Here is a 25,682-nt window from a genome sequence, read left to right as displayed (position 1 = left end):
TCCGGAAGGAAGGCGCTTTTTTGTGATTTTTTGTTATTTTTTTACGAGGAATGGGTGCTCGACTTGCATCGCGAGGTTTAACGTTATAACCTAGATAGTGTAGAGCACATACTACATATAAATCACAGGCGTTATTAAAGGATGACGGGGGTTGCAGTATGGAGTATTTTACGGACTTAAACTGGAAAGAGTCCATTAAGGATATAATCGATATACTTATCGTTACCTATATTATTTATCATCTGATCTTACTCGTACGTGGTACTCGGGCTGTTCAGCTATTAAAAGGAATCCTGGTCTTGGTGCTTATCTGGGCGCTCAGTACATGGTTTGATCTTTATACACTGAAGTGGCTGATGAATCAGATCTTCACGTTTGGTGTACTGGCAATATTTATTATCTTCCAGCCAGAGCTAAGGCGTGGATTGGAGCAGCTCGGACGTGGTAAGTTGTTTGGCAGGTCAGCTGATATGGATGAAGAAACGAATAAATTAATCGCAGAAACGATTAAAGCCGTGAATTATCTGTCTCGTCGAAAGATCGGTGCTTTGATTGTTTTTGAGCGAACAACCGGTCTGAATGAGTTTGTGGAATCGGGTATTCCGATGCGTTCTGTAATTAGCTCTGAGCTGATTATTAACATTTTCATCCCCAATACCCCACTCCACGATGGAGCAGTTATCGTCCAGAATAATCAGATAGCGGCTGCGGGATGTTATCTACCTTTGTCGGAGAATCCTTTTATTAGTAAGGAACTTGGAACGAGGCACCGGGCAGCAATCGGAATCAGTGAGGTTGGTGATGCAATCTCTGTAGTTGTATCTGAGGAAACAGGACAAGTTTCCCTTGCGATTAACGGACATGTTGTACGTGATATCAAGGAAGAGTCACTCATCTCCAAACTGTATGAAGAATTGCGACCTGCCGCCTCCATCAAAGAGAAACGTTCGTTCTTCTGGAAACGGAAGGGAGACGGTGAGAATGGATAAATGGTTTAAGAATAACCTGACAACTAAACTTATGGCTCTTGCGGTCAGTGTTCTGTTGTGGGGAATGGTTCATATGGATAGTGGGGCTCCAACGCCTCCTACCACCATTATTGATACGAAAATAATTGAAGATGTCAAAATACAAACCTATGGCTTTGATGATTCAGATTATGCCCTAACGGGCATCAATATCGACAGAGTGAATCTGGAGGTTAAAGGACGTCGCTCTGATATCACTACGATTTTTGCAGATGAATACAAAGTGAAGTTGGATTTAAGCAGTGTCAAGGGGCCAGGTACGCACACACTTCCACTAAAGGCTTCTTTACCTGGTGGAGTGGAACTAGTGTCAATTAATCCTTCTGTAGTTACTGTAACCGTAGAAAAGCGGGTAACCAAGCCCGTTAATGTAACGATCGGAACCAAGGGAGAGCCTGCCAAAGATTATAGAGTAGGTGCACCTGTGACCATTGAACCAGGTAGTGTGAATGTGACCCTTCCAGAATCAGAGCTTGCTCGCTTGGCTGAGGTCAAGGGAATCGTTGATCTGGACGGAGCCAATGAAAATATCGTGGAGAAAAAGGTGAAACTTGCGGCATATGATAAGGATGGGAAAGTGTTGGAAGATGCAATTCTAGAACCTTCTACCGTCGCTGCCGAGATTCCAATTGAAGCCTCTTTTGTAACGGTTCCAATTGAATTTGAGTATACAGGGCGTCTTCCTGAGGATTTAGTTCTTTCCAAAGTGAATCCCAAGGTGAAAGAGGTTAAGCTGTTCGGGAGCAAAGAGGCTCTTGCAGGAGCAAAGACCTATACTGGGGTTACAATAAATTTAGCCAATGTAAAAAAATCTGGAATAACGGTTCTTACGGCCGACTTGACGCCGCCTGAAGGTTTTGAGAGAATCGAGCCTAGCTCCGTACAGGTTGAGATCAATGCTGTTTCTCATGGGGAGCGTGTGATGGATGGTATACCCGTCTCTCTAAAGGGAGTACCTTCAGGGATGGAGGCCAGAATAACAGAACCTAAAAATCAAACGATGTCATTGACGCTGACGGGAGCACCGGATCTGCTCAATAGTCTGCAGCCTACTGACATTGGTTTGGTTGCGAATGTCGCCGGCTTGAAGGCCGGAACACATGAAATACCGCTTCAGGTGACATTGCCCAATTTTATTAATCGGGTCGATCAGAAGCGCCTTGTTGTGAAAGTAGAGTTAACAGAAATCGACAAGCCGGTTAGCGGCAAACCAACGGATAAACCGAATGAAGACACAAATACTGAAAAACCAGATGTGCCTGTAGACAAACCTGGGTCAGGTAACGGCAATGGAAATAACAATGGTAGTGAAAACGGCAACGGCACTGGATCTTCGGATGACAATCAGACAGATGAAGACAATACTGATCATCCTGGCACGACACCTCCATCAGGTGAGAACCATGAAGAGGGAACCTCGTCAGTAAACAGTGTAGACCCACCAAGTGAATAACACGATAAGAGTAGATAAAAAGGAGATAACGTAACATGGGGAAATATTTTGGAACAGATGGTGTCAGAGGGGTTGCCAATAGGGAACTGACTGCTGAATTAGCTTATAGTATTGGACGGTGTGGAGGTTATGTCCTCACTGGTGATAAAGAAAAACCAACAGTAGTTATCGGTATGGATACCCGTGTATCTGGAGCGATGTTAGAGTCCTCTCTGGTTGCTGGATTGTTATCCATCGGTGCGCACGTCATTCGATTGGGTGTTGTTTCAACACCTGCGGTTGCATATATTACAAGACTGCTCAAAGCAGATGCTGGTGTGATGATCTCAGCTTCCCATAACCCGGTAGAGGATAACGGGATTAAGTTCTTCGGAGGCGATGGTTTTAAACTAACGGATGAAACAGAGCTGAAGATTGAAGAGCTGATGGATGCCGAAATCGATGAGCTTCCTCGTCCGATTGGTAAGGATTTAGGTGAAGTCATTGTTAATGAAGAAGCTAAATATAAATACTTGGAGTACTTGAAAACAACGATTACTAATCGTTTTGACGGGTTGAAAGTGGTACTCGACTGTGCGAATGGTGCAGCTTATGAGCTAGCTCCTAAGTTGTTCCGTGAGCTCGGAGCAGAGGTTATTGCCATTGGTGCAGAGCCAAACGGTCTGAATATCAATGAACAATGCGGATCAACACATCCAGAGCATTTGAAAGAAGAAGTGATACGTCATAATGCAGATCTAGGATTAGCATTTGACGGGGATGCGGATCGACTCATCGCGATAGATCATACAGGTGAAGAAGTGGATGGAGACTTTATTCTGTGCATCTGCGGTGAGGCTATGAATCGTGCTGGCAAGCTGAAGGAAGGCACAGTTGTATCTACAGTGATGAGTAACATCGGATTCTACAAAGCTTGTGATACCTTGAAACTAAAAACAGCTAAAACAGCTGTGGGTGACCGTTATGTGATGGAAGAAATGCGTCGTGGGGGTTATAACCTCGGTGGCGAGCAATCTGGGCATGTTATTTTCTTGGATTACAATACGACAGGCGACGGCATTCTAACAGGTATTCAGCTTGTGGATACTATTGTATCCTCAGGTAAGCGTCTGAGTGATTTAAAGTGCAGTATGCGTAAATATCCACAAGTACTTGTGAATGTTCGTGTTGGCGATAAGAGCAAGTATGAAGGTAATGCACAGATTGAAGCTGCTATTGCTGAAGTTGAACAGCTGCTTGGCGACAATGGCCGTGTGCTGGTTCGACCTTCAGGAACAGAGTCTTTGATTCGTGTTATGGCCGAAGGTCCGGATAAAGATGAGCTTGATCGTTATGTGGCACAAGTTGCGGATGTTGTGAAGCGGGAACTGGCATAATCGCGGGTTTCTCTTTATAGGGTCTTTATAGATGTGGAGCTAAGCTCCGGTTGGGCCGGTGGGACTATCAATAAGGTTTCACCGGCTTTTTCATGAGAATTTCACAATTATAGGGTACATTGTCGTAGGTGTGTAGTCGAGTTGCCAAACTGGCATCGCATGAATATAATATATAAATATCATTCAAAGATAGAGAGCGAGGATTGTGAGGTTACATTGTTTTACAAGCGCCAGAGCTTGAGTCTGCGCGGGAATGGTCTGAACCTATGAATGAGAACGAATCATTCATAGAAAGCCATCGGCAGAGCAAGCTGACGAGGTGGAGGTGTTCGAAATGTTCGGCGGGGGCCTCCCGGTAAATTGCATCAACCGTAAGTCGGATCGGAAAATGAATGGGCGACCGTTCATACAACGTACCGACAGATGCCATCATACTAACCTAACCCATGAGTGTGCGATAACGCGGTCTACGCGGTGGAAGAAGAGTGCATTCATGACGATTATACTATTCGGAATATATAGATATCTGATATGACGGAACATTGATAATTGAATAGATCATTCTTCTTCTGATATGCCGCACATATGCGCCGCGTTATTTTCCACACGATCATATATGGAAAAAACGGAGGAATTATACTATGTGTGGTATTGTCGGATATATTGGAAATCAGAAGACTCAGTCGGTGTTGATCGATGGATTGAAGAAGCTAGAGTATCGCGGTTACGACTCAGCTGGAATTGCTGTGTTCACAAACGAAGGTCTTCGTGTTGCTAAAGCGCAAGGACGTCTTGCCAACCTGGAATCCAAGCTGGAGGGCGCTCCACTTGTCGGTACAGCTGGGATTGGGCATACGCGCTGGGCTACGCATGGTAAGCCGTCAGATGCGAATTCACACCCACATACGGATAACAGCCAGAAATTCTCGGTTGTACACAATGGAATTGTGGAGAACTACTTGGAGCTAAAGGAAGAGCTGATGGAACAGGGACACCATTTTGTGTCTGAGACGGATACGGAGGTTATTTCCCATCTAGTTGCTCGTGAGTATGACGGTGACATTGTTAAAGCGGTACAGAAGGCTATCACTTATATGAGAGGCGCGTTTGCTCTTGGTGTACTGACTGAGTATGAGCCTGATAAATTGGTTGCTGTGCGTCAAGCTAGCCCACTAATTATCGGTCTTGGTGATGGAGAGAACTTCATCGGTTCTGATATTCCGGCGATTCTGAAATATACGCGCGATGTGTACATTTTGAATGACGGAGAGATGGCTTTGCTTACTGCAGATGCTGTCGAATTGATGACAATAGAGGGGAACTTTATTTCTCGGGAAATGATTCGTGTCGATTGGGATGCCGTTACAGCGGAAAAGGGCGGTTATGATCACTTCATGCTGAAAGAGATTCATGAACAGCCGAAAGCTTATCGCGATACGATGCTCGGACGTGTGGATGAGAGTGGACGTAAGGTCGTATTGCCTGAGCTGAAACTAACAACGGAGCAGATTGCGAAGATCCGTAATGTGCAGATTGTTGCCTGCGGTACCGCATATCATGCCGGCCTGATCGGGCGTCATGTTATTGAATCACTGGTTCGTATTCCGGTGGAAAATGATGTGGCTTCCGAATATCGTTACCGTTCACCAATCGTTACCCCTGAGACCCTTGTGATTGTAGTTAGCCAATCTGGTGAGACGGCAGATACACTTGCTGCACTTCGAGAAGCTAAGCGTAATGGAGCGCATGTACTTGCCATTACTAACGTCGTAGGTAGCTCGATTGCCCGCGAAGCAGATGACGTGCTTGGCACGCTGGCTGGTCCGGAGATTGCAGTAGCGTCTACCAAGGCATACACATCACAACTGATTGCATTCTATCTGTTCGGTCTGTATTTAGCTCAGGCTCGGGGCACGATTAAAGAGGATGCTGCGGCTGAGATTCTTGCAGCGATGGAAGCTCTACCTGAACAGGTGGAGTCGATGCTCGCGAATACAGAAGCGATTAAAAATTATGCGGAACAAATCTCGAAGCATGAGCACCTGTTCTTCATTGGTCGCGGCCAAGATTATGCCGTTGTTCAAGAAGGATCGCTTAAACTAAAGGAGATCTCATATATTCATTCTGAAGCTTATGCTGCAGGTGAATTGAAGCACGGAACACTCGCTTTGATCGAGGATGGCATTCCAGTGATCGCTTTGGCGACACAAGAAGACGTGCTTGAGAAGACGGTAAGCAACATTAAGGAAGTTAAGGCGCGCGGTGCTGACGTGATGGTGATCACGCATGAAGAGCAGGTCGTGAATCTGTTGAAGTCTGTGGATCAGGCTTTTGCGATTCCGAAGACATTGCCGATCCTTACAGCAGCACTGTCTGTTGTGCCGCTGCAGCTTCTTGCTTACTATGCGTCGCTTGCACTGGGTCATGACGTGGATAAGCCGCGGAACTTGGCGAAGAGTGTGACGGTGGAGTAGGAGCGGGGAGATTGTAGAGACTACTGTCATCTACTGTCTTGTGAAAGAAATAAAAAAACTGAAAATGTAGTAATAAAGCTGAGCAGATCCAGGATTATTTCCTGGCATTTGCTCAGCTTTTTTTGTTTGAAAGAATAGGGGGATAAAGGGAAATGAATTAAGTATATTTATTACGGTATGTATTTGAAAATATAGTGTAAGGATTTTATTTGATTTTGACCTCAAAAATTACATGTTTACCAATAACAAGTTAGTTAGCTATACTACTTAAATGATAGCGCTTTATTTTGGAGAGGGCGGGAAATACCATAGAAGAGGTGTGACATTGAATAGACAAGGTTCATTTATTCGTTTGTTAAAGTATATGGGAAGATATAAGTTACTATATGTTTGTTTGATCATTACAATGATAGCGGGTATCTTTCTAGAACTCTCTGTCGCGTGGTTTTTATCGCTAATAACAAATGCTGCTGTAAAAGGAGATATTGAGTCTTGGTCTAATTTAATTTTGATAGCTGTTGGAATGTTATTTTGTATGGCCTTGAATGCATATCTCGATACATATTTCAAACAAAAGGCATCTTTAAAGGTGAGAAATGACATTCGGCTAGATACACTGGATCATGCTTTAAGATTACCTCAATCTTATTATGATAAGAACCATTCAGGAGATTTGCTAGCGCGCTTCACAAGTGACAATCAAGCTGTGGGAGAAGCAAGTGGTAATATTATAATGGGTCTTCTTAAAAATCCGTTACTAGCATTATTTGCGTTTATATATCTATTAGCTATAAACTGGCCACTCGCTCTGATTTCAATTTCAATAGGACCGCTTATGATATTGGTAGGGAAGTTGTTCGGTGAAGCTATGCGTAAGAAGAGTATTCTTCTTCAAGAAGCGATGAGTTCAGCGACCATATTCTTGCAAGATGTATTGGGTGCCAGTGTTTTATATAAAACTTTTGGTCTAGAGAAGAAAATCTCGAGGCAGTATCAGCAGTATAGTACTAAGATATCTGGAATCGAACAGAGCCAGGGGAAAGTTCAAGGGAGTGCAAATGCTATATCAGGAAGCATTGCGAATCTCAGCTTTATCATTGCAATCCTTGTTGCTGGTTACTTTGTTGCAAAAGGGAATTTGGAAGTAGGCGCTATGCTTGCATTTATTCAACTTATGAATTATCTTGTTCAGCCATTTTCTCAGCTACCTGCGCTTTGGTCCAGTATGCAGCAAGCATTAGCTGGTGCTGAGCGGATCTTCCAGATCATTGATGCGCCTAAGGAATATGAAAAACTTCCAGAACAGGGTTGTGGAAAATCCTTTAAGTATTTAACTGTATCTAATGTTGGATTCTCTTATTCAAATTCTAAAGAAGACATGGTTCTTAGAAACGTTCACTTTCACGTAAAGGCGGGTCAGACGATAGCCATAGTAGGTGGCAGTGGAGGAGGAAAGTCTACGTTATTTAAATTATTGCTTGGGCTGTATTCTCCTACAAGTGGAACGATTGATATTGATAATAGAAGTGGAGAGTCCATGAGTCTAAGGGAATATCGAGACTATTTCTCACTTGTTCCCCAAGAGACAATTCTTTTTACAGGAACGATAAGAGATAATATTATGGATGGTAACTTGGAGGCAGAAGAGGTAGATGTTATTGCAGCAGCTAAGAAAGCAAATGCTTATGATTTTATCATGCAATTAAATGAAGGATTTGAAACAGCAATTGGGGAGCGCGGCAGTCGTTTGTCAGGTGGACAGAAACAAAGGATTGCCATTGCAAGAGCAATTTTACGCGATGCACCGATATTACTACTAGATGAGGCGACTGCAGCTTTAGATAATGAATCGGAGAAGATAGTACAGGACGCTTTATCCAAACTAATGGTAGGAAAAACGACGATCGTTATTGCACATCGCCTTACTACGGTTCAAAATGCAGATTTAATTTTAGTTATGGAAAACGGGAATCTTGTTGAACAAGGTACGCATGATGAATTACTTCGTGCTGGTGGTCGATATCATTCTCTGTATTATACGCAATTAGAGAAAAATGAAAGTACTGAAAATATTATTATGGAAGTATAGTTCGACAGGAGTCAGATTTTTTTATTTGCGTTGTGCTTTTCTACGTTATAAAAGTAAATGAGTTCCTCAATATTTTGTTTAAGCGTTTACAGATCTGAATTGAGTGGGGATGGAAATGCAGCTAAATGGTTGAAAAGTTCAATCGATGCAGTATGATTAAGGAAATATCTTCAACAAATCATGGTAATATTGAAGCAGAACAATATGTATGGCTTATGAGGCGGTGGGATTTTGTATATAAGAAGGTACTTGATTTTATGGGTTTCTTTTGTTGTTTTGTTCAGCGTTGCTGTATGGTGCTTAGAACTAGTCGAAGGATATAAAATCACCACAAGCGAATATTATGGACTTCGTAATATAGGCTTTATGTTCATCATGATTATGACTTTCATGGCATCTGTCTTCTATCCTGTCATTTTGTTACCTATATCTATCGTGATTAGCCGGTTTGTGAGTGGTGTATCTATTCGGGTGCTGCTATATTCCATACTGGGTGGCATCGGAGGAACTTTAATATTTCATAAGTTTTACAGTCACTACTTTATTCAAGAATACAATCTGAATTCTACCAACTCCATTATCATTTTTGGGCTGGTAGGATTCATATATGCGCTAATTGATAATGATCTGAAACGTCGAACATATAAACATCCAACACAAAAAGGCAACCCAATATAATCATTTGGGCTGCTTTTTTTGGTGAATGGAGAAATGTTACTCTTTCCATAATTGTTCGAGCACGATGACAAGCATAGTACCCACGAGTAATCCATTACTTAGAACATATTGTAAAGAAGACGGGATTCTGTTAAAGGCGCCTTCTGGAAGAAACATAATTCCCAAACCGATTAATAATGCAATTCCTAGTATGGTTAATCGACGTTGATTTAATTGCTCACGCAGGATCGACTGAAATGAAATTCCGATTAATTGGACAAAGGTTGCTAAAAGTGCGGCATTAGCAATTGGACCTGGTAGCAAGGATATAAAGCCTACAATAAAGGGAAGAAAAGATATCCCTACTAATATCAGACTTGCTATAAGGAAGGGCTTTACTTTTTTTTGTCCCGTTAATTGTATGAATCCTGCTGATGCAGGTAATGGAACGATTCCAATCGTAGAGAATAATGAGGAGATCAGATGCGATATACCTCCTACCCATATCCCACGGTTTAGAGTTTGTTGTTCATTCTCTTGAGATAATGGAGTCACTTGTTGTACGGCTGAAATGGCAGCAATCGTATTTGAAACTAAAAGAAAGGTGAATAATGTAGCCGTTATTATCATTCCAATATCAAATCTAGGTGCGCCCCAAGCCCATAACTCTGGCGCCTTAACAAAGGTTGTGGGAGCAGAGATCGGTGCTGATTTTCCTAATGCAGCATACAATATCCAGCCACACGAAATTCCAAGTAAAACAGCATAATTTTTGAGCCATCCTTTCCCTTTTATAGATAAGAAGATGATAAGGGAAAAAACAAATAGTGCGATGGTTGCTGTTACATAATCAGGATGCGTGACAACTCCTTGTAATCCAAGCATCCCTTTCAACAACACACCACTGAGCTGAAGAGCTAGGATTAGAAGAAATGTGCCAGTAACCAAGGGGGTAAACAACCGTAAAACCCGTTGCACAAGTCCTGTAACACCTAGAAAGAAAAGTATGATCCCTGTAATGATCAATCCACCTTCTAATAGTTGAAGTGTGGCTTTTGTACTCTGCCCCTGACTCATAGCTACTTGCCCAAGCACGACAAAGATACTTACCCAAGAGCCGGCTGGCCCGTCTGCAATGGAATAGCGATGTCCGAACCATGCTTGTATGAATGAACTAATGCCTACAACGAAAAAAGTTCGCTGCATCAATGTGGATATCTCAGCTGTTGATAAATGGAATACTCCGCCAATGATAATGGGCAATGCAATAGCATTGGCTAATAGAAAGACAAACCATTGTAGGATACTAAAGCTAGTTTTTATATATTTTTTATTCATATTATTATCCTTTTATCCTTTGTAGAAAACAATCTCATAGAAAAATTCATCCTTATCGATACAGATGTATGATTAAGGATGAATTTTTAGATAAAGATCATTTGAATTTATATATGATGAAAGAATTTAATCTAATTAATTACCATGCACGGAAGGGTAGGAATTTTCCGTTAAGCGTAATAACGATACGAGGGTCGCCACCATTTGGATCTTCTTGTGTATCCACGCCAAGATTGAAGTTAATGGCACTCATAACACCTTCGCCAACTTTTTCAAGGATTAATTCTCTAAGCGTTGGAGCGTATTGTAACATCATTTCATATAAACGGTACAAGATTGGATCAGTCGGAGGCATTTGCATGATTTGGCCTCTTAGCGGAACTAGGGTTAATGCTTGTACTACCTCTTCATCTAGTTCTAGTAGTTGGCCCACTTTTTCGGCCTCTGGGCGTGTCATTGTCGCTTGTCCCAGCAATGCTGTTACCACCCAAGTTTCAGAGTGTTCACTTACCTTTGAAATTTCTTCCCATGTCAAACCTTTTGCAATTTTTGCGTCCAAAATTTTTTGTGTAGCTTCTTGTCTATTCATACCGAATAACTTCCTCTCATATGTGAAATTATAATAAAAAATTAATGTCTTCTTTCATCCAATGCTTTATATCCATCAACTACTAAATCCAATTTACCTGTATGAGGATCTATAACTAAACCATGTACCGGAACATCTTTAGGAATAAGCGGATGATTTCTTACTAAATCAACGTTAGCTTGAGTCGAGTCTTCAACATCATGGAAGCCAAACAGCCATTTTTCCAGATCAACACCTGCATATTCAATCGCTGATAAAATTTCCGGTGTAGTTACTCCACGATCTAGCATTTTTTGAATTGTTCCTTTTGGATTGGTTTGACTCGCACCACATCTATGGTGTCCAATAAGAAATATTTCATCTGCATTGAGATCATACACTGATGCTATAACACTCTGCATAACACTATCGAATGGGGAAGCAATCTTACCCCCTGCATTCCTGATCACTTTAGCATCACCATCGTGTATATCTAGTGCTTTTGGAAGTAGTTCAACCAGGCGAGCATCCATGCAGGAAACCACAACCATACGTTTTTTAGGCATCTTTGATGCTTCGCTAGGAGCGTATTCCTCGTTTTGTACAAATTGTTCATTGTAATCCAAAATATCTTGTAGTAACATGTTCTAACCTCCTGTAAGTCTTGATGTATTTTCTCTTATAAGTTGCGCTCTAAGAGAATAAACTAAGTATAGTGAAATGTAGCGATAAGCAGAATAAGTTGCTGAAACACAATCTGACTTTCTACTTTCGCGATGAAAGGATTGATTGATATTCTTGATCAGACAGATTTTGAGATACTGAAATTATTAAGTGAAAACTCAAGAATACAATGGAAAGAACTTGGTCAAAAGATACATCTTACGGGGCAGGCTGTTGGAAATCGTATTCGAAGATTAGAGGATTTAGGGGTTATTGAACAATATACAATTGCAATAAACCGTATCAGACTAGGACAAGTAGTAACTGCTTTTGTCACTGTATTTGTACAAACCACGAATCATCAAGAGTTCAACCGTTTTTTTCAAGCAGAAGAAGCCATTTCCGAAGTTCATCGTACAAGTGGTGATGGATGTTACTTATTAAAAACACATTTTTCTTCTAATGAAGAGTTAGACACCTTTCTTGAACGCTTATTAAAGTTCGGGAATTATCGTGTTAACTTATCTATAGGAAGATTAAAATAAATCGTGACATGGACGGCAGTTTATTTGATCCCGATGGGGAGGTTATCCGGTTATCTGCGGTATTGTTATTAGAGCCTGGTGCGAAAGAGATTGAATTCATCCGAATTAAAGAGTAAAGAGGCAGGTGGAGAAACATGCATATTATAGAACTACCGATAGAATTTGAATTTAACGGACAACAGCAATACATATATCCAAGCTTAATCGAGATAAATCAAGAATTAACTTTAGTCGATACAGGGTATGCTGATTTTTTGCCTTTAATCGAGAAAGAAATACTGAACAATGGATATAACATGGATCAGTTAAAAAATATAATTGTTACGCACTATGACGATGATCATATAGGTTCTTTACATGCGTTCAAAGCAAAGTATCCATCTGTTCGAATCATTGCCAGTGAAATTGAATCCCAATATATCAGTGGTGAAGTGAAATCGGAGAGATTGGCTCAGGCCGAAGAGATGCTAGCAAACATGCCTCTGGAAGAAATCGAGTTTGGTAAGTGGTTTGTACAACAATTAAAGAATCTAAAGCATGTTGCAGTTGACGAGACAGTACATGAGGGTCAGATGATATTGGATCAAAAATGCAAAGTTATTGCCACACCAGGTCATACTTCAGGGCATATTTCACTCTATCTTCCTGAGTTGAATAGTGTGATTACAGGTGATGCTGCAGTTCTTGAAAAGAATGAGTTGTGTATTGCGAACCCACATTTTTGTTTGGATATGGAGAAGGCGCAACAATCCTTGGAGAAGATTAAGTCTTTACAAGCGGGAACTTATTTCTGCTACCACGGTGGGAAATTAGATCTAAACAAGTGATGAATATTGTTATTTGTACATGAATATTGGAATACTCAACGACATCCGTTCGCTAATTCTTTAGCGGACGGATGTTTTTTGTATAAAGAGGACTTAATCTCCCTTATCAGAACGATCTTTAAATATATTTGGTGTAAAGTTCGAGTATTGATGTATTATTTAACAAAATAATGGTATAAATATCAATTTATACTCTGTAATCACGAATCTTTTTCTCAAAAATGCCAAAAAGGTATTTACTAAAAGGGAAGGTTAACGGTATATTTAAATGGCTCAAAGAAATAAGAAGTGATGCGAGTAGGCATTTTAATAGGTGGAGGAGGACGTAATTACTTTGTAAGCGAAAGTTAGCTAGATTTGTGAGAAGGAAACACATCATGAGCTTTTGGAGGTAATCTGATGAATGCATTAAATCCTATACAAAAAGAAGAACTCATGCGTAAAGTAGCTAAATGTATGCCATGGATTCTTTTGTTCGAATTTTTCCAAGTTTTCAATGAGAATATATTCTCGTTAATTACGCCTAATCTAGCTGTTGACTTCGGAGTTAGTCCTTCTACCGTCAGTCTAGTAGTAACACTCGGGAAATTGTTCTTTGGTGTGGCTGCAATTGTCGTAACTGCACTATCAGATATAATGAGTATCCGAAAGTTAGTCTTATTTAGTTGTTTTGTATTTCCTGTTGTGACCTTACTCGGTCTATTTATTGGAGATAGTTTCGTCTTACTTATCTTATTCCGTGTCTTGTTCGCTGTAACGATTGCTGCACCTGTCGCGTTACAGATAGTTATTGCCATTAAGTATTTTGATAAGTTAACGGCAGCTAAATATTTTGGATATAACGCAGCTATATTCCAATTGGCAGCAGCATGTGGGAACTTATTCGGTGGCTATATTACAGAATATCTTCACTGGAAGGTTACATTCTTAATTCCGTTAATTACGGTAATCGGCGTACCGATTATCTATAAGCACCTTCCAAAAGATGATGGTAAAACAGGTAAGTTTGATATTTTAGGAGTATCGTTGTTGACGATCATTTCTGCTCTACTTATTACATTCATGACTTTTAAAATGCAGCATCTGAGTCTGTTCTTGATCGCTCTAGTCTTTATTGGAGTGTTCATCGTACATACGAATAAAAGTAAAGATCCATTTGTTAAACCATCGCTTTTCAAAACAAAAGGCATCATCTGGTCACTTGTTGTATGTCTGCTGTTCTATGGAACCCAAATCGGTTTTGCATTTATTTTTCCTTTCATTGTGAAATCGGTATATGGCATGTCCGTTAGTATTATTGGGACGTTCTATATGATTACAAATGTCGCAGCGTTTATTACAGGCATGCTGACAGGGCGCATCATTAAGAAGATTGGTTATCGTAATATGGGCTTGCTTGGAGGGGCTTTTATTCTTGCGGGTCTAGGTGTCGTAGCCTTTTTGGTAGGGTATTCTGTCGTGTTTCCGTTCCTTGGAATGGGTCTATTTAATATCGGTTATGCTTTATTCTTCTCTGGTTATCTTACAAACTACACGCAATTGCTTCCTGAGGATCAGCATGGAGCGGGGATTGGAATCGAGAAGTTGGTGCTCAACATAGGAAGTTCACTAGGTGGAGCCTTCGTTGCGATGTTATACGGCCAACAATTTATGATGGGAAAAATCGTGGATACTTCCTCTAATGTTGATTCCGGTATGTATAGCAATATTGCACTAGTATTAATGATTATGATTGCGGTTGCCATCTTTATTTTCACCAGAGTATTTAATAAGAACTTTAACAAGATTGGAAAAACCGATGAATCCGTAGCTTAATTGTGATGATAGTATCTCTAGAAAAGTATAGAAGGGGGAAATCAATATGAGCAGAGAACATAAGCAGAATAACCCTAACATTGTTTATATTTTAATGGATGATATGGGCTTTTCGGATTTGGGCTGTTATGGATCGGAAATAGAAACACCTCATATTAATAGTTTAACGGAGGATGGTATCCGTTATAATAACTTTCACGTAACGCCGTTGTGCTCACCTACACGCGCTTCCATATTAACAGGACGCAACCACCACTCCGTAGGTATGGCGAATATTACGAATTTTGATCTGGGGCCGGAGTATCCTAATACTCGAGGTAGAGTATCGCATAATGCAGGGATGCTATCTGAGATCTTAAAGGATCAAGGATATGGAACGTTTGCTGTAGGTAAATGGCACTTAGCGCCTGTTCACCATGCTTCACCAGCGGGACCCTATGATTACTGGCCACTAGGTAAGGGATTCCAGCGGTTCTATGGCTTTATGGAAGGGGAGACGGATCAGTTCCATCCTGATTTGGTCTATGATAATCACTTCATTCCAACACCGAATAGAGAAGGGTATCATTTATCTGAGGATTTAGTGGATCATGCCAAGCAATTTATAACAGATCATGTATCCGTAGTCCCGGAGAAACCATTCTTCCTATACCTATCATTCGGTGCTCAGCATGTTCCGCATCAGGCACCTTTAGAATACATTCAAAAGTATCAAGGGAAATATGATGTAGGCTGGGATACCATTCGAGAAAATCGTTACAAAAAACAAAAAGAGCTTGGAATCATCCCTGAAGATGCTGTATTACCTCCGCATAATCCTGGTGTTAGACATTGGGATGAGCTGGGGAGTGATGAGCAGAAAGTCGCGGCTAGGCTTATGGAGATCTATGCAGGATTCCTTACACACACGGATGCACAGGTAGGGAAATTGCTTGAGCATTTAGAAAGAATCGGGAAGTTAGATGATACCATTATCGTATTTATCTCAGACAATGGCGCTAGTTCAACGGGACGTAGAAATGGAAGCATTGACTACTCCAAAATTGTAGAGGGTGCAGAAGATACATTAGAGGAATTGCTCGAGGAATACGATAACTTATACGGTGACCGTGTAAGTTGTGAGTATCCGAATGGATGGGCCCAAGTATGTAATACACCGCTACGGTTTTATAAGCAAACCTCTTATTTTGGTGGTACAAGAGTGCCGTTGATTGTGAAGTGGCCAAACGGAGAACTCCAGGATCAGGAGATCATTCGGAATCAGTTCCACTATGTAACGGATATTACGCCAACAATGCTAGATATATGTAATATTGAAACTCCAAGTGTGATTAAAGGTGAAGAGCAGATTCCAATGCATGGGCAAAGTATGCGTTATACCTTTAATGATGCACAGGTAGAATCAAGGAAGACAACTCAACATTTTGAAATGTGGGGTCATCGCGGGATGATTCATGATGGCTGGAAAGCTGTTACCTTTCATCAACCGGGATCGGACTTCAATGATGATGTCTGGGAATTGATTAATGTAAGAGAAGATTTCACAGAGAGTCACAACTTGGCGGAACAGTATCCTGAGAAACTACAGGAGCTCATTGATTTATGGTGGAGAGAAGCAGAAAAATATAATGTTCTTCCACTGGAAAATATCAGCTGGAAAGATATCACGCGATACAATCCTGAGTCCGTAACGGATCGTAATACATTTGTGTATTATGGGGGGATGACGCATATTGGTTCAGCAGCAGCTCCGCCAACGGTAGGTTGTTCGTATACTATGACTGTATTCTGTGAACGGGAAGACTCCAAGAGTGAAGGTGTTCTTGTTGCCTTTGGCAATTATGATGGTGGTTATACACTTTATATTAAAGAGAATAAACTTCATTTCGAATACAATCATTTTAGAATTATTTATGCTTTAGAGGCACAGGGGGATGTTCCTACTGGTGAGCTAAAGATCACTTATCAGTTCGATAAGGAGCCAGATTCGATTGGTGGAACAGGTTCATTGTACATGAATGACCAAAAGATAGCTGAGAGAGCGTTCCCTAAGACACATCAGTCCAAAATTTCTAGAAAAGGGCTTAGTCTCGGATATGATAGTACACCAACCGTAACGCTTTCTTATCCTCAAGAGTTCCCATTTAGCGGGATCATTGATCGTGTAGAATTTGTATTAGATAAAGATCAAGCGGGTAGAACTGAGATGAACAAGCAAGAACAGTTCCAAGAATAGTAGCATATGGAGCGAATACCAAAAAAGTCTTCAGCGGACATAGAAACATGTCTTGCTGAAGACTTTTTTTGATTTCATTATACTCCATAATAATCTAAGATGAGGCTCGCTGCACCGATGGCAATCGAATTGTACCCTGATGTTGTTCTTACAATTTGGATCTCATAACTGTGATTTTGCACAGTGTTGTGTTGAATGGTTTCTACTACTTTTTCATAAAAAACAGATTCCATGGAGAGCATGCCACCTATGACTACGATATCAGGAAGTAACAAATTAATAAGATTGGAAAGTCCAATACCATAGTAGAATGCAGCATCCTCAACAATGGAATGACATAACGGATCTCCTTGTCTAATGGCTTCTAATATGTTCTCTGTATTAATGTATTCAATATCTTGAACCATTTGATTGAGAAGTGAGGGCTTGCTTCGCTTGAGCTGGCGTATGATCTCTTCACGTATAGCTGGAATACTACTGTATGTAGCCAGACAACCAAATTTTCCGCAATAACATTTCTTTCCGTGAACATCAATAACGGTATGACCTAAAGTGTTTTGTATGGCGTGTTTTTGTTCATATAGATTTCCTTGGATAATGATTCCCGATTTAATCTCAACACCACAGAGAGTGTAGACTAAGTTCTTGGAGACATTTTTATATAACTTGCGATATTCACCTAATGCGGCTAGATTGATTCCCTTTTCACTTCGTACAAGGACATTGTATGTATCTTCTAACTGTTGTTGTATCTCTGAAAAATAAATAGTGCGGAAGGAATGATGGATGTCCGAAGTTATGTCAGTATCCATATAGCCATTGTATTGTATTTCAAGACTATTATCTCCAATTCCAATTCCGAGCAGTTGTGAATCCTGAATGTCATAGTTGCTGATGGATGCATTAATTCTGCTGCATAGAAATTGAATGATATCCTCCGATATCGTGCTTTCATTTATCTTTAGTAAATCTTTCTCTAGAACATCTAAACTCAAATTAAGCAATGTATACGTAATGTGTAATGGTGAAATGTCTATTCCAATAACGTAGTGAGAGTTAGGGTTAATTACGTATATTACAGGCTTTCTACCGCCACTTGATTGCCCTAAACCACTATCCATAATGACTCCAGAATGAATTAACTCATCAAGTAAGCGTGAGCAAGTGCTCGGTTTATAGCCCGTAATTTCGACTAGTCCTGTGATACCAATAGGGCCGTGTAGACGAATAAGTTCATACAATTTCTTGAGACTGGTCATTCTCGGTGAGGTGAAATCTTGGAATTGCTTTAACATAGAGGACCTCCAAAACTCTCAGGCTTTAATTTATTGTACAAAAATAATATAAGGTATACATAAACTACACTAGTATAACCTTTGAATTTCGATACCTTCAAATATTTCTGCAATTGATGATTGTCTATCAACATGAACTTTATATATACTATCAAACTAGACTTTACTGAGCCACTTCTAAGAAATGATTTTCTTAGAAGTGGCTCTTATGTTTTCTTCTGTTGTTCTTTCGAAAATGTAAGATTACTGACAGTTACTTCGATATGTACTTTTATAGGGAAAGTATAAATTTATATAAGTGAATGACAGAAAACGTTCTTGAACGAATAAATCGGTGCATCCATAACAAACGATAATCAACAACGTGACAGAATAGGAGAGGAATATATTGAAAGTATTAACTGTTGAAAATATTGAAAAGTACTATGGCAATAAGGGAAATGTGTCGAAAGCCATTGATCGTATTAGTTTTGATGTGAAGAAAGGAGATTTCGTTGGAATCATGGGTCCCTCTGGAAGCGGGAAAACAACTCTGCTCAATTGTATTTCCACCATCGATAAAATTACGACAGGGAGTATTCTTATTAGTGGGAAAGATATCACTACGTTAAAAAGAAGTGAATTGGAGAAATTTCGCCGTGATGAATTAGGGTTTATTTTTCAAGACTTTAATCTATTGGATACGTTAACTGCCGCTGAGAACATTGCACTAGCTTTAACGATTCAAGGAAGGCAGGCTGAAGAAATTCCACAGATCGTAAGTGAGGTGGCAGATAAGCTAGACATTACGGATATTCTGGAGAAGTTTCCTTATGAAGTTTCAGGAGGGCAAAAACAGCGAATTGCATCTGCTCGTGCGATTGTGACCAACCCATCATTAGTATTAGCGGATGAGCCTACAGGTGCTCTCGATTCGAAATCAGCACGTATGTTACTGGATTCGTTTGAACAATTAAATGCAGAATTGAAAACGACAATTCTTATGGTTACCCATGACGCCTTTACGGCTAGTTATGCCAAGCGAATCCTGTTCATCAAAGATGGAAAGGTATTTAATGAGCTATACCGTGGAAAAGATACGCGTAAAGAGTTTTTTAATCGAATTATTGAGGTTGTCACTTTATTAGGAGGGGACACGAACAATGTATTCTAAACTATCATTACGTAATGCGAAGCGTAGTTTTTTGGATTATGCGATATATTTTTTAACTCTAACCATTGCTGTCTGTTTATTTTACACATTTAATTCAATAGCTGAACAGCAAATTATGTTGGATGTATCGGTTGGCCAAAAAGATTTGATGAATCATTTGAGTGACATGCTGTCCGTGGTGTCAGTATTTGTATCGCTTATCTTGTGCTGCTTAATCCTGTTTGCGAATCAATTTATGATTAAGCGTCGTAAGAAAGAATTTGGCCTGTACATGACATTGGGTATGAGCAAAGGAAGAATCTCAAGAATATTAATTACGGAAACCTCTTTCATTGGGTTTCTGTCATTAGGCACAGGGTTACTTACAGGTGGAATCGTGTCTCAAGCAATGTCTGTACTGACTGCATCCCTGTTTGATGTAGCTATTAAAGGATACCATTTTATATTTTCAGCTGATGCGATGGTGAAGACGATCGTTTATTTTTCAATCATCTTCATCCTAGTCATGATTTTTAATACGATTGTGGTATCACGATATTCATTGATTGATTTATTAACATCCCTGAAGAAAAATGAACGGATTAAAGTTCGTAATGCACGTATGACAGGTATTTTATTCATTCTTTCTATGCTAATGATTACAGGAGCCTATTTTCTAATTAATCGTGTTGGATTAGGTAAAAATCTAGGGTTATTTTCGGCAGCTGTAGGAATAGCCGTTGTAGGTACATTTTTGTTTTTCTTTTCTGGGACGAGTTTTGTTTTAATGACCTTGCAAAAAAATAAAAAAGTATACTTTAATGAAATGAATATGTTTGTTCTTCGCCAAGTTCATAGCAAAGTAAATACGAACTTTTTATCGATAACGATCATCAGCTTTATGTTGTTTTTCACGATGACAATTTTATCAGCCGGCTTTGGATATAAACACGCAGTGGAATCCGATTTGAAAAAAGTTGCTCCGTACGATGCAAGCATTACGATTCATCCCCTTGATGATAAGCCAAAGGATTACACAAAAGAGCTGAAGGATTTAAAAATAGATATCGAAAAATACGGGGAAGTGGTTTCATTTATTCAATATCGTCTTGATATAGAAGGGGTGAAACTCCTAGCACCTTACGCAAAAGAAAAAATAAAAGAGGATATTGAAGAAGGCTTCCCTATTTCTTTAACTGCAATTAAGTATTCGGATTATGTGAAGTTAATGCAGCTACAAGGTTCACCATTCTACTCCATGAATGAAAATGAAACATTCATAATTACAAATATGAAGGAGGCTGAGTCTACCATTGCCAACTTTGTAAAGAATCATGAATCGATTCAGATGGGTAGTAAGGTGTTAGGTTTAATGGATTCTTATCATTCAGTTGCTATCGAAACAGAAAATGTTGGACGTACAGTTGCATGTTTTGTTGTACCGGATGAAGTAGCAGATCAACTATCTGTTAATAAAAACATATATAATGTGCAATACTATGGTAGCACCGAGGGATATGAACAGGAATTAAGATCTAAATTTCAGGAACTCCTATCTAGAGATTGGATGGACACACCATATTATATGCAGGGTGTCACAAAGTCTATGGTGTATGAAGAGGTAGCAGGTCAGACTTCAATGATTATCTATATAGGTATTTACTTAGGTATTGTGTTTCTGATTTCTAGTGCGGCAGTATTAGCATTGCAACAATTGTCAGAAGCTAGTGATAGCAGTGACCGGTATAACATTTTAAAACGCATTGGTGCAACAAATAAACAAATAAATAAAGCGGTCCTTTCCCAACTGTTTATTTATTTCATGACACCATTGTCTTTAGCCTTAAGTCATTCAATCTTTACGATCTATTTCATAAATAAATCTATTGTGTACGGCGGTATCTCAAGTATTATACTGCCAGCATGCATCACATCGGTTCTATTGTTGCTTATCTATGGTGGCTATTTTATGGCAACCTATAGTGGCTATAAGCGAATCGTTAAATAATTAGGTTGTCCTCTGGGATAGAGGGCAACCTTTCGCTATATGATAAGGAAAGAATTGAGGTATATGATGAAAATATTAATAATTGAAGATGAAGATGTTATTCGAAATGAGCTAGCTTCATTTTTAAGTGGGTATGGATATGAAATAGCAGTTATCACGGATTTTAATGATATCTTAGAGCGAATTGAACAAGTTTCACCGGAATTAATTTTATTAGATATTAACTTACCTTATTATGATGGATATTATCTGTGCCGGAATATTCGTAAATCTTCACATGTGCCTATTATTGTTGTAACAAGTAGAAATAACGAAATGGATGAATTAATGAGTATGAATTTAGGGGCAGATGATTTTGTGACCAAGCCATACAACACTCAAATCTTACTAGCACGTATTGAGTCGGTGTTAAAGCGGACCTATATCAATCAAATCACGGAAGAATTAAACTACGCAGATTTGAAGCTCGATTTAGCTAAAGGGAGTATACATTATCATGATGGCGAACAACCACTGACAAAGAATGAATTGAAAATAATGCATTTTCTGATGAAAAATAAGGGAAGGGTTATTTCAAGGGAAGAGATGATGGAGCATTTATGGTCATCCGAATTGTTTGTTGATGACAATACCTTATCCGTCAATATGACAAGACTTCGTAAAAAGATTGAATTGATGGGGATGACGAATCCGATTGAAACACGACGAGGCTTGGGGTATATCATGCCATGAATTTAAAAGACTATATTAAGGATAAATCGATTTTTTTTGTGATTAATTTACTGATATACGGTATAGTTTCTTACGTTTTGTATTGTTTTCATTTATCCTCCTCTTATATTGTAATCTTATTTATCGTTTGGTTCATGCCCTTGCTTGTATGGAATGGAATGGACTACTTAAAGAAAAGGAGTTTTTTTCGATCGATGGTGGAAGGGATTGATTCCTTAGACCAGAAGTATTTGTTGCAGGCTATTATTGAAGAACCAGCATTTATAGAAGGGAAACTGTTTTATGACATTCTTTCAGCAACAAATAAAGCGATGCATGAAGAAGTAAATACGTATAAATTTCAGCAGTTAGAATATCGTGATTTTATTGAATCCTGGGTACATGAAATTAAGACTCCGCTTTCTGCTGCAAAGCTCGTTCTCGATAATCATGGGGAGCAAACCCTTATTTACGAAGAGTTAAATAAAATCGAGGACTATATTGAGCAAGTCCTATATTATGCTCGAAGTACAGATGTCAGTAATGATTATTTCGTGCGAGAATTTTCATTAAGAACGGTTGTAACCAAAGTGATTCAAAGACACGCCAAGAGTTTTATTCATAAAAAAATCAAGTTGGAATTGTGGGAGTTAGAAGAGGGAGAAGATGTAATATACAGCGATCCTAAATGGATTGAATTTATTATTACCCAGATACTTGTGAATGCAATTAATTATAGTAAACGGGAAAATAGTAAAATAAGCATTTATTTGAGTAGACAAGCGAATAATTCTATTCTGACGATTGAAGATAACGGAATTGGGATTGATGAAAAAGATATACCTCGTGTCTTTGAAAAAGGATTTACAGGAGAGAATGGAAGAAGTTATCGAAGGTCAACAGGAATGGGGCTTTATCTGTGTAAGAAATTAGCTCGAAAATTATACATTGGTTTAGAAATAGAATCGGTTAAAGATGTAGGAACTAAAGTTTATCTTATCTTTCCGCTAGGTAAGTTGATCTTGTTAAATGAAAAATAAAATTTTAAATATCTTGTAATTCATGTATGAAGTAGATGAACTGGTAAATAAATTGCCGGAAGCATATGACCCACAACAGCAGGGTGAATTTATTAAGCTGGTTAATGATCGATTTTGATGGGTATATGCCAGTTGAGCGGAATCTTGTATTGAGATAGACTAAGGTTAATTTATTAGTCGATCACTTGGGGTGAGGGAATTGGTGAAAGCAGTGAAGTAAGCCTCCTGGAATGAGAATCGAATTATTTTAGGAGGCGCGAAAATGAAGTTTAATGTTATTGAGGTAGAACATTGGAGCAGAAGACCCTATTTTGAGCATTACTTAAATCAAGTGAAATGCACGTTTAGTATGACAGCAAATATTGATATTACAGCATTATTAGAGACGATCCGCAGGAAAGGAATAAAGTTATATCCGACGTTTATATACATGATTACCAAGGTCGTTAATGTACATGTGGAATTCAGAACATGCTTTAATGAAGAGGGCGAAGTGGGATATTGGGATCGAATGACACCGAGCTTTACGATATTTCACCGTGATGACAAAACTTTTTCGAGTATTTGGACGGAGTTTTCAGATGAGTTTCAAACTTTTTATGATAATTATCAGAAGGACATGGAGAAGTATGGTGATGTAAAAGGATTTATAACCAAAGATAACGTACCGATGAACTCAATATCCATCTCTAGCATCCCTTGGGTTCAATTCACAGGGTTTAATCTTAATATCATGAATGATGGAAGATATCTGCTGCCTATCGTTACGAGCGGAAAGTTTTTCAACCAAGAGGGTAGAACCCTATTGCCTATATCGTTGCAGGTTCATCATGCGGTGTGTGACGGATACCATGCTGGTCTATTCATAAATGAACTACAGGAACTGGCAGATCATCACGATGACTGGCTGAGGATGGAGTGAAATATTTAATAAGTTGACCATGTATGTATACAACGAAAAAAGGACTTGTGTAAGTCCTTTTTTTATTTATAGGGCTTAAAAGTATTCTGAAGTGCTTTAAACTGTTCTTCATACTTTTGTAGTTTAAGCTGATCGGATTTTGAGTTTAACATGGGTTTCCGTTTGCCTACTACCATGACATCTTTACCATTAATAGAATTAAAGAACAAAACGTAAGGCTTAAACATTTCACACTTCGTATGTGGCAGAGATACAGATAGCCTTGCGTATTCTATGGTTGGAAATTGATTGGAAATCTCCAATTTTTGTAGACCTTTTAGATTTGAAATAGGTTCTAACGATTCATCTTGAACTTTAATATTGGATAAACCAAGATATTTTAGGTGAGGAAGATTGCTTAGTGGTTCAAGACTGTACAATCGTAATGGATTCCAATCTCCACCTGATAAATCTAGTAATTCAAGAATTTTGTTGTTCTGTAATGTACTTATATCATTCAGTTTCGACAAGTCCTTAATTGATAAAGCTCTCAATGAAGTATTGGTAGATAAATCCCATAACTTCGTTGCTTTCGTATTCCATTCAAGCGCGAGTACTTCCACATTGGTCAGTGAACTAAGTAAGGATAAATCCTCTACTCTCATATCATAGATATACAGCATTTTAGGATTAACCAAGCTTAAAATCATATTGAACTGGTTTTGATTTACGGATTCTATCCACAATTTATTGAGATTTGAAAAGAATTGTAACCTTTCAATGTTCTTGGTATCTCGTCCAACTAATAATTCTGTTGAAGAGATGTCCACATCTGCTAAATCATAATTAAATTCGGGTCTTACTCCGATACGAAAAATGTACTCTGGATGCTCATTATAAAGCGACATTCGGTACCTCCGATTATGCTTGCTGATCGTAATATTGTCCTCTTCATTATAGAACATTTGTTCGTTGTAGTACAACGTTATCTGACTGAGACATAGAACATCACCACTTGCCTTTTTATCAATTGAGTGGTAAAGTGATGTTAAGAGGGACACTGGAGAGGGGGAAATGAAATGCAGAATAATACGATCGGATCATTAATTTGGCTAAGACTTATGCGTTTCACGAACCAGAGTAACCAGATGTCAAATGAGTTCCTAAAGCGATTTGATCTAACAACAGCACAATTTGATGTGCTTGCACAGATTCATATATATCAGCCATTAACACAAATGGAGCTTGCGGAGAAAGTGACTGTGACACAAGGTGGGATTTCACGTATGCTCGCCCGACTTGAGAAGGAAGGGTATATAGAACGGAAGCAGGAATGGAAGACGAAGACGATCTCTTTAACGCCGCAAGGAACAGCGATCTTGGAGAAGGCTATGCCTGAGCAGCTAGCATTCCAATCTTCATTCTTTGATGACGTATTGACAGAAGAAGAGAAGAAGACTCTGTATACATTAATGACGCGTGTTCATAAGCATAGCGAAAAAAAAGAATTGCCTCCTGAATAGAAT

At 39.2% G+C, this 25,682-nt stretch carries 21 protein-coding genes; 16 read left to right on the top strand and 5 right to left on the bottom strand.

The genetic code is table 11. The features are described from left to right. Positions 1–158 precede the first annotated feature (158 nt). The 6 genes from cdaA (at position 159) to ACK8P5_RS22380 (ending at position 9,098) form a co-directional block, all read left to right on the top strand. Entirely contained in the window at positions 159–989 is an 831-nt protein-coding gene (gene cdaA, locus ACK8P5_RS22405) for a diadenylate cyclase CdaA (protein WP_422658426.1), read from the top strand. Then, on the top strand, positions 982–2,481 hold the full coding sequence (locus tag ACK8P5_RS22400) for a YbbR-like domain-containing protein (protein WP_422658425.1): 1,500 nt from the start codon (positions 982–984) through the stop codon (positions 2,479–2,481). The genes cdaA and ACK8P5_RS22400 overlap by 8 nt, the downstream gene beginning before the upstream one ends. Positions 2,482–2,516: 35 nt before the next feature. Further along, a complete protein-coding gene (glmM, locus tag ACK8P5_RS22395; protein WP_422658424.1) occupies positions 2,517–3,857 on the top strand; it encodes a phosphoglucosamine mutase in 1,341 nt (446 codons plus the stop codon). Positions 3,858–4,498: 641 nt separating this feature from the next. Continuing rightward, a complete protein-coding gene (gene glmS, locus ACK8P5_RS22390) occupies positions 4,499–6,331 on the top strand; it encodes a glutamine--fructose-6-phosphate transaminase (isomerizing) (protein ID WP_422658423.1) in 1,833 nt (610 codons plus the stop codon). A 325-nt stretch (positions 6,332–6,656) separates the two neighbouring features. Further along, positions 6,657–8,420: an ABC transporter ATP-binding protein gene (locus ACK8P5_RS22385; RefSeq protein ID WP_422658422.1), complete on the top strand. Its 1,764-nt coding sequence runs from the start codon at positions 6,657–6,659 to the stop codon at positions 8,418–8,420. Positions 8,421–8,669: 249 nt separating this feature from the next. Continuing rightward, positions 8,670–9,098, top strand: a complete 429-nt coding sequence (locus ACK8P5_RS22380; protein WP_422658421.1) for a hypothetical protein — start codon at positions 8,670–8,672, stop codon at positions 9,096–9,098. Positions 9,099–9,134: 36 nt separating this feature from the next. Here ACK8P5_RS22380 and ACK8P5_RS22375 read toward each other — a convergent pair whose 3' ends face one another. The 3 genes from ACK8P5_RS22375 to ACK8P5_RS22365 all read right to left on the bottom strand — a co-directional run bounded on the left by ACK8P5_RS22375 (position 9,135) and on the right by ACK8P5_RS22365 (position 11,627). Then, positions 9,135–10,415: a purine/pyrimidine permease gene (locus ACK8P5_RS22375; protein WP_422658420.1), complete on the bottom strand. Its 1,281-nt coding sequence runs from the start codon at positions 10,413–10,415 to the stop codon at positions 9,135–9,137. A 139-nt stretch (positions 10,416–10,554) separates the two neighbouring features. Further along, the gene (cynS, locus tag ACK8P5_RS22370) at positions 10,555–11,004 is read right to left on the bottom strand and encodes a cyanase (RefSeq protein WP_422658419.1); all 450 of its coding nucleotides are present in this window, start codon (positions 11,002–11,004) and stop codon (positions 10,555–10,557) included. Between the two features lie 41 nt (positions 11,005–11,045). After that, positions 11,046–11,627: a beta-class carbonic anhydrase gene (locus tag ACK8P5_RS22365; protein WP_422658418.1), complete on the bottom strand. Its 582-nt coding sequence runs from the start codon at positions 11,625–11,627 to the stop codon at positions 11,046–11,048. Between the two features lie 132 nt (positions 11,628–11,759). On the opposite strand from ACK8P5_RS22365, the gene ACK8P5_RS22360 reads away from it, so the two are divergent. The 4 genes from ACK8P5_RS22360 (at position 11,760) to ACK8P5_RS22345 (ending at position 17,069) form a co-directional block, all read left to right on the top strand. Next, positions 11,760–12,191, top strand: a complete 432-nt coding sequence (locus tag ACK8P5_RS22360) for an Lrp/AsnC family transcriptional regulator (protein ID WP_422658417.1) — start codon at positions 11,760–11,762, stop codon at positions 12,189–12,191. Between the two features lie 134 nt (positions 12,192–12,325). Further along, positions 12,326–13,018 (top strand): MBL fold metallo-hydrolase, encoded by a 693-nt coding sequence (locus tag ACK8P5_RS22355; RefSeq protein WP_422658416.1) that lies wholly within the window; start codon positions 12,326–12,328, stop codon positions 13,016–13,018. Positions 13,019–13,417: 399 nt separating this feature from the next. Next, on the top strand, positions 13,418–14,833 hold the full coding sequence (locus tag ACK8P5_RS22350; protein ID WP_422658415.1) for an MFS transporter: 1,416 nt from the start codon (positions 13,418–13,420) through the stop codon (positions 14,831–14,833). 46 nt (positions 14,834–14,879) lie between these two features. Beyond that, positions 14,880–17,069: an arylsulfatase gene (locus tag ACK8P5_RS22345; protein ID WP_422658414.1), complete on the top strand. Its 2,190-nt coding sequence runs from the start codon at positions 14,880–14,882 to the stop codon at positions 17,067–17,069. Between the two features lie 77 nt (positions 17,070–17,146). Here the strand turns inward: ACK8P5_RS22345 and ACK8P5_RS22340 are convergent, their stop codons facing one another. After that, positions 17,147–18,364: an ROK family protein gene (locus ACK8P5_RS22340; protein WP_422658413.1), complete on the bottom strand. Its 1,218-nt coding sequence runs from the start codon at positions 18,362–18,364 to the stop codon at positions 17,147–17,149. Positions 18,365–18,749: 385 nt separating this feature from the next. Between ACK8P5_RS22340 and ACK8P5_RS22335 the strand changes: the two genes are divergently transcribed. The 5 genes from ACK8P5_RS22335 (at position 18,750) to catA (ending at position 24,177) form a co-directional block, all read left to right on the top strand. Then, positions 18,750–19,517, top strand: a complete 768-nt coding sequence (locus ACK8P5_RS22335; RefSeq protein WP_422661552.1) for an ABC transporter ATP-binding protein — start codon at positions 18,750–18,752, stop codon at positions 19,515–19,517. Beyond that, positions 19,507–21,504, top strand: a complete 1,998-nt coding sequence (locus tag ACK8P5_RS22330) for an FtsX-like permease family protein (protein ID WP_422658412.1) — start codon at positions 19,507–19,509, stop codon at positions 21,502–21,504. Before ACK8P5_RS22335 ends, ACK8P5_RS22330 begins: the two co-directional genes overlap by 11 nt. A 63-nt stretch (positions 21,505–21,567) precedes the next feature. Then, positions 21,568–22,236 (top strand): response regulator transcription factor, encoded by a 669-nt coding sequence (locus ACK8P5_RS22325; protein WP_422658411.1) that lies wholly within the window; start codon positions 21,568–21,570, stop codon positions 22,234–22,236. After that, positions 22,233–23,255: a sensor histidine kinase gene (locus tag ACK8P5_RS22320; RefSeq protein WP_422658410.1), complete on the top strand. Its 1,023-nt coding sequence runs from the start codon at positions 22,233–22,235 to the stop codon at positions 23,253–23,255. Before ACK8P5_RS22325 ends, ACK8P5_RS22320 begins: the two co-directional genes overlap by 4 nt. A 262-nt stretch (positions 23,256–23,517) precedes the next feature. Next, entirely contained in the window at positions 23,518–24,177 is a 660-nt protein-coding gene (catA, locus tag ACK8P5_RS22315) for a type A chloramphenicol O-acetyltransferase (RefSeq protein WP_422658409.1), read from the top strand. Between the two features lie 62 nt (positions 24,178–24,239). Here the strand turns inward: catA and ACK8P5_RS22310 are convergent, their stop codons facing one another. Next, on the bottom strand, positions 24,240–25,064 hold the full coding sequence (locus tag ACK8P5_RS22310; protein ID WP_422658408.1) for a leucine-rich repeat domain-containing protein: 825 nt from the start codon (positions 25,062–25,064) through the stop codon (positions 24,240–24,242). A 171-nt stretch (positions 25,065–25,235) separates the two neighbouring features. Here ACK8P5_RS22310 and ACK8P5_RS22305 point away from each other — a divergent pair, with 171 nt between their 5' ends. After that, positions 25,236–25,679, top strand: coding sequence for a MarR family winged helix-turn-helix transcriptional regulator (locus ACK8P5_RS22305; RefSeq protein WP_422658407.1), 444 nt, complete (start codon positions 25,236–25,238; stop codon positions 25,677–25,679). The last annotated feature ends 3 nt before the right edge of the window (positions 25,680–25,682 follow it).

Source organism: Paenibacillus sp. EC2-1 (assembly GCF_049311625.1).
Classification (GTDB): domain Bacteria; phylum Bacillota; class Bacilli; order Paenibacillales; family Paenibacillaceae; genus Paenibacillus_AQ.
This window is presented reverse-complemented; position numbering and strand designations above follow the sequence as displayed.

Coding starts and splice junctions, on each gene's coding strand:
- cdaA (WP_422658426.1), top strand. CDS start 159: ATGGAGTATTTTACGGACTTAAACTGGAAAGAGTCCATTAAGGATATA.
- ACK8P5_RS22400 (WP_422658425.1), top strand. CDS start 982: ATGGATAAATGGTTTAAGAATAACCTGACAACTAAACTTATGGCTCTT.
- glmM (WP_422658424.1), top strand. CDS start 2,517: ATGGGGAAATATTTTGGAACAGATGGTGTCAGAGGGGTTGCCAATAGG.
- glmS (WP_422658423.1), top strand. CDS start 4,499: ATGTGTGGTATTGTCGGATATATTGGAAATCAGAAGACTCAGTCGGTG.
- ACK8P5_RS22375 (WP_422658420.1), bottom strand. CDS start 10,415: ATGAATAAAAAATATATAAAAACTAGCTTTAGTATCCTACAATGGTTT.
- cynS (WP_422658419.1), bottom strand. CDS start 11,004: ATGAATAGACAAGAAGCTACACAAAAAATTTTGGACGCAAAAATTGCA.
- ACK8P5_RS22365 (WP_422658418.1), bottom strand. CDS start 11,627: ATGTTACTACAAGATATTTTGGATTACAATGAACAATTTGTACAAAAC.
- ACK8P5_RS22360 (WP_422658417.1), top strand. CDS start 11,760: ATGAAAGGATTGATTGATATTCTTGATCAGACAGATTTTGAGATACTG.
- ACK8P5_RS22355 (WP_422658416.1), top strand. CDS start 12,326: ATGCATATTATAGAACTACCGATAGAATTTGAATTTAACGGACAACAG.
- ACK8P5_RS22350 (WP_422658415.1), top strand. CDS start 13,418: ATGAATGCATTAAATCCTATACAAAAAGAAGAACTCATGCGTAAAGTA.
- ACK8P5_RS22345 (WP_422658414.1), top strand. CDS start 14,880: ATGAGCAGAGAACATAAGCAGAATAACCCTAACATTGTTTATATTTTA.
- ACK8P5_RS22340 (WP_422658413.1), bottom strand. CDS start 18,364: ATGTTAAAGCAATTCCAAGATTTCACCTCACCGAGAATGACCAGTCTC.
- ACK8P5_RS22330 (WP_422658412.1), top strand. CDS start 19,507: ATGTATTCTAAACTATCATTACGTAATGCGAAGCGTAGTTTTTTGGAT.
- ACK8P5_RS22325 (WP_422658411.1), top strand. CDS start 21,568: ATGATGAAAATATTAATAATTGAAGATGAAGATGTTATTCGAAATGAG.
- ACK8P5_RS22320 (WP_422658410.1), top strand. CDS start 22,233: ATGAATTTAAAAGACTATATTAAGGATAAATCGATTTTTTTTGTGATT.
- catA (WP_422658409.1), top strand. CDS start 23,518: ATGAAGTTTAATGTTATTGAGGTAGAACATTGGAGCAGAAGACCCTAT.
- ACK8P5_RS22310 (WP_422658408.1), bottom strand. CDS start 25,064: ATGTCGCTTTATAATGAGCATCCAGAGTACATTTTTCGTATCGGAGTA.
- ACK8P5_RS22305 (WP_422658407.1), top strand. CDS start 25,236: ATGCAGAATAATACGATCGGATCATTAATTTGGCTAAGACTTATGCGT.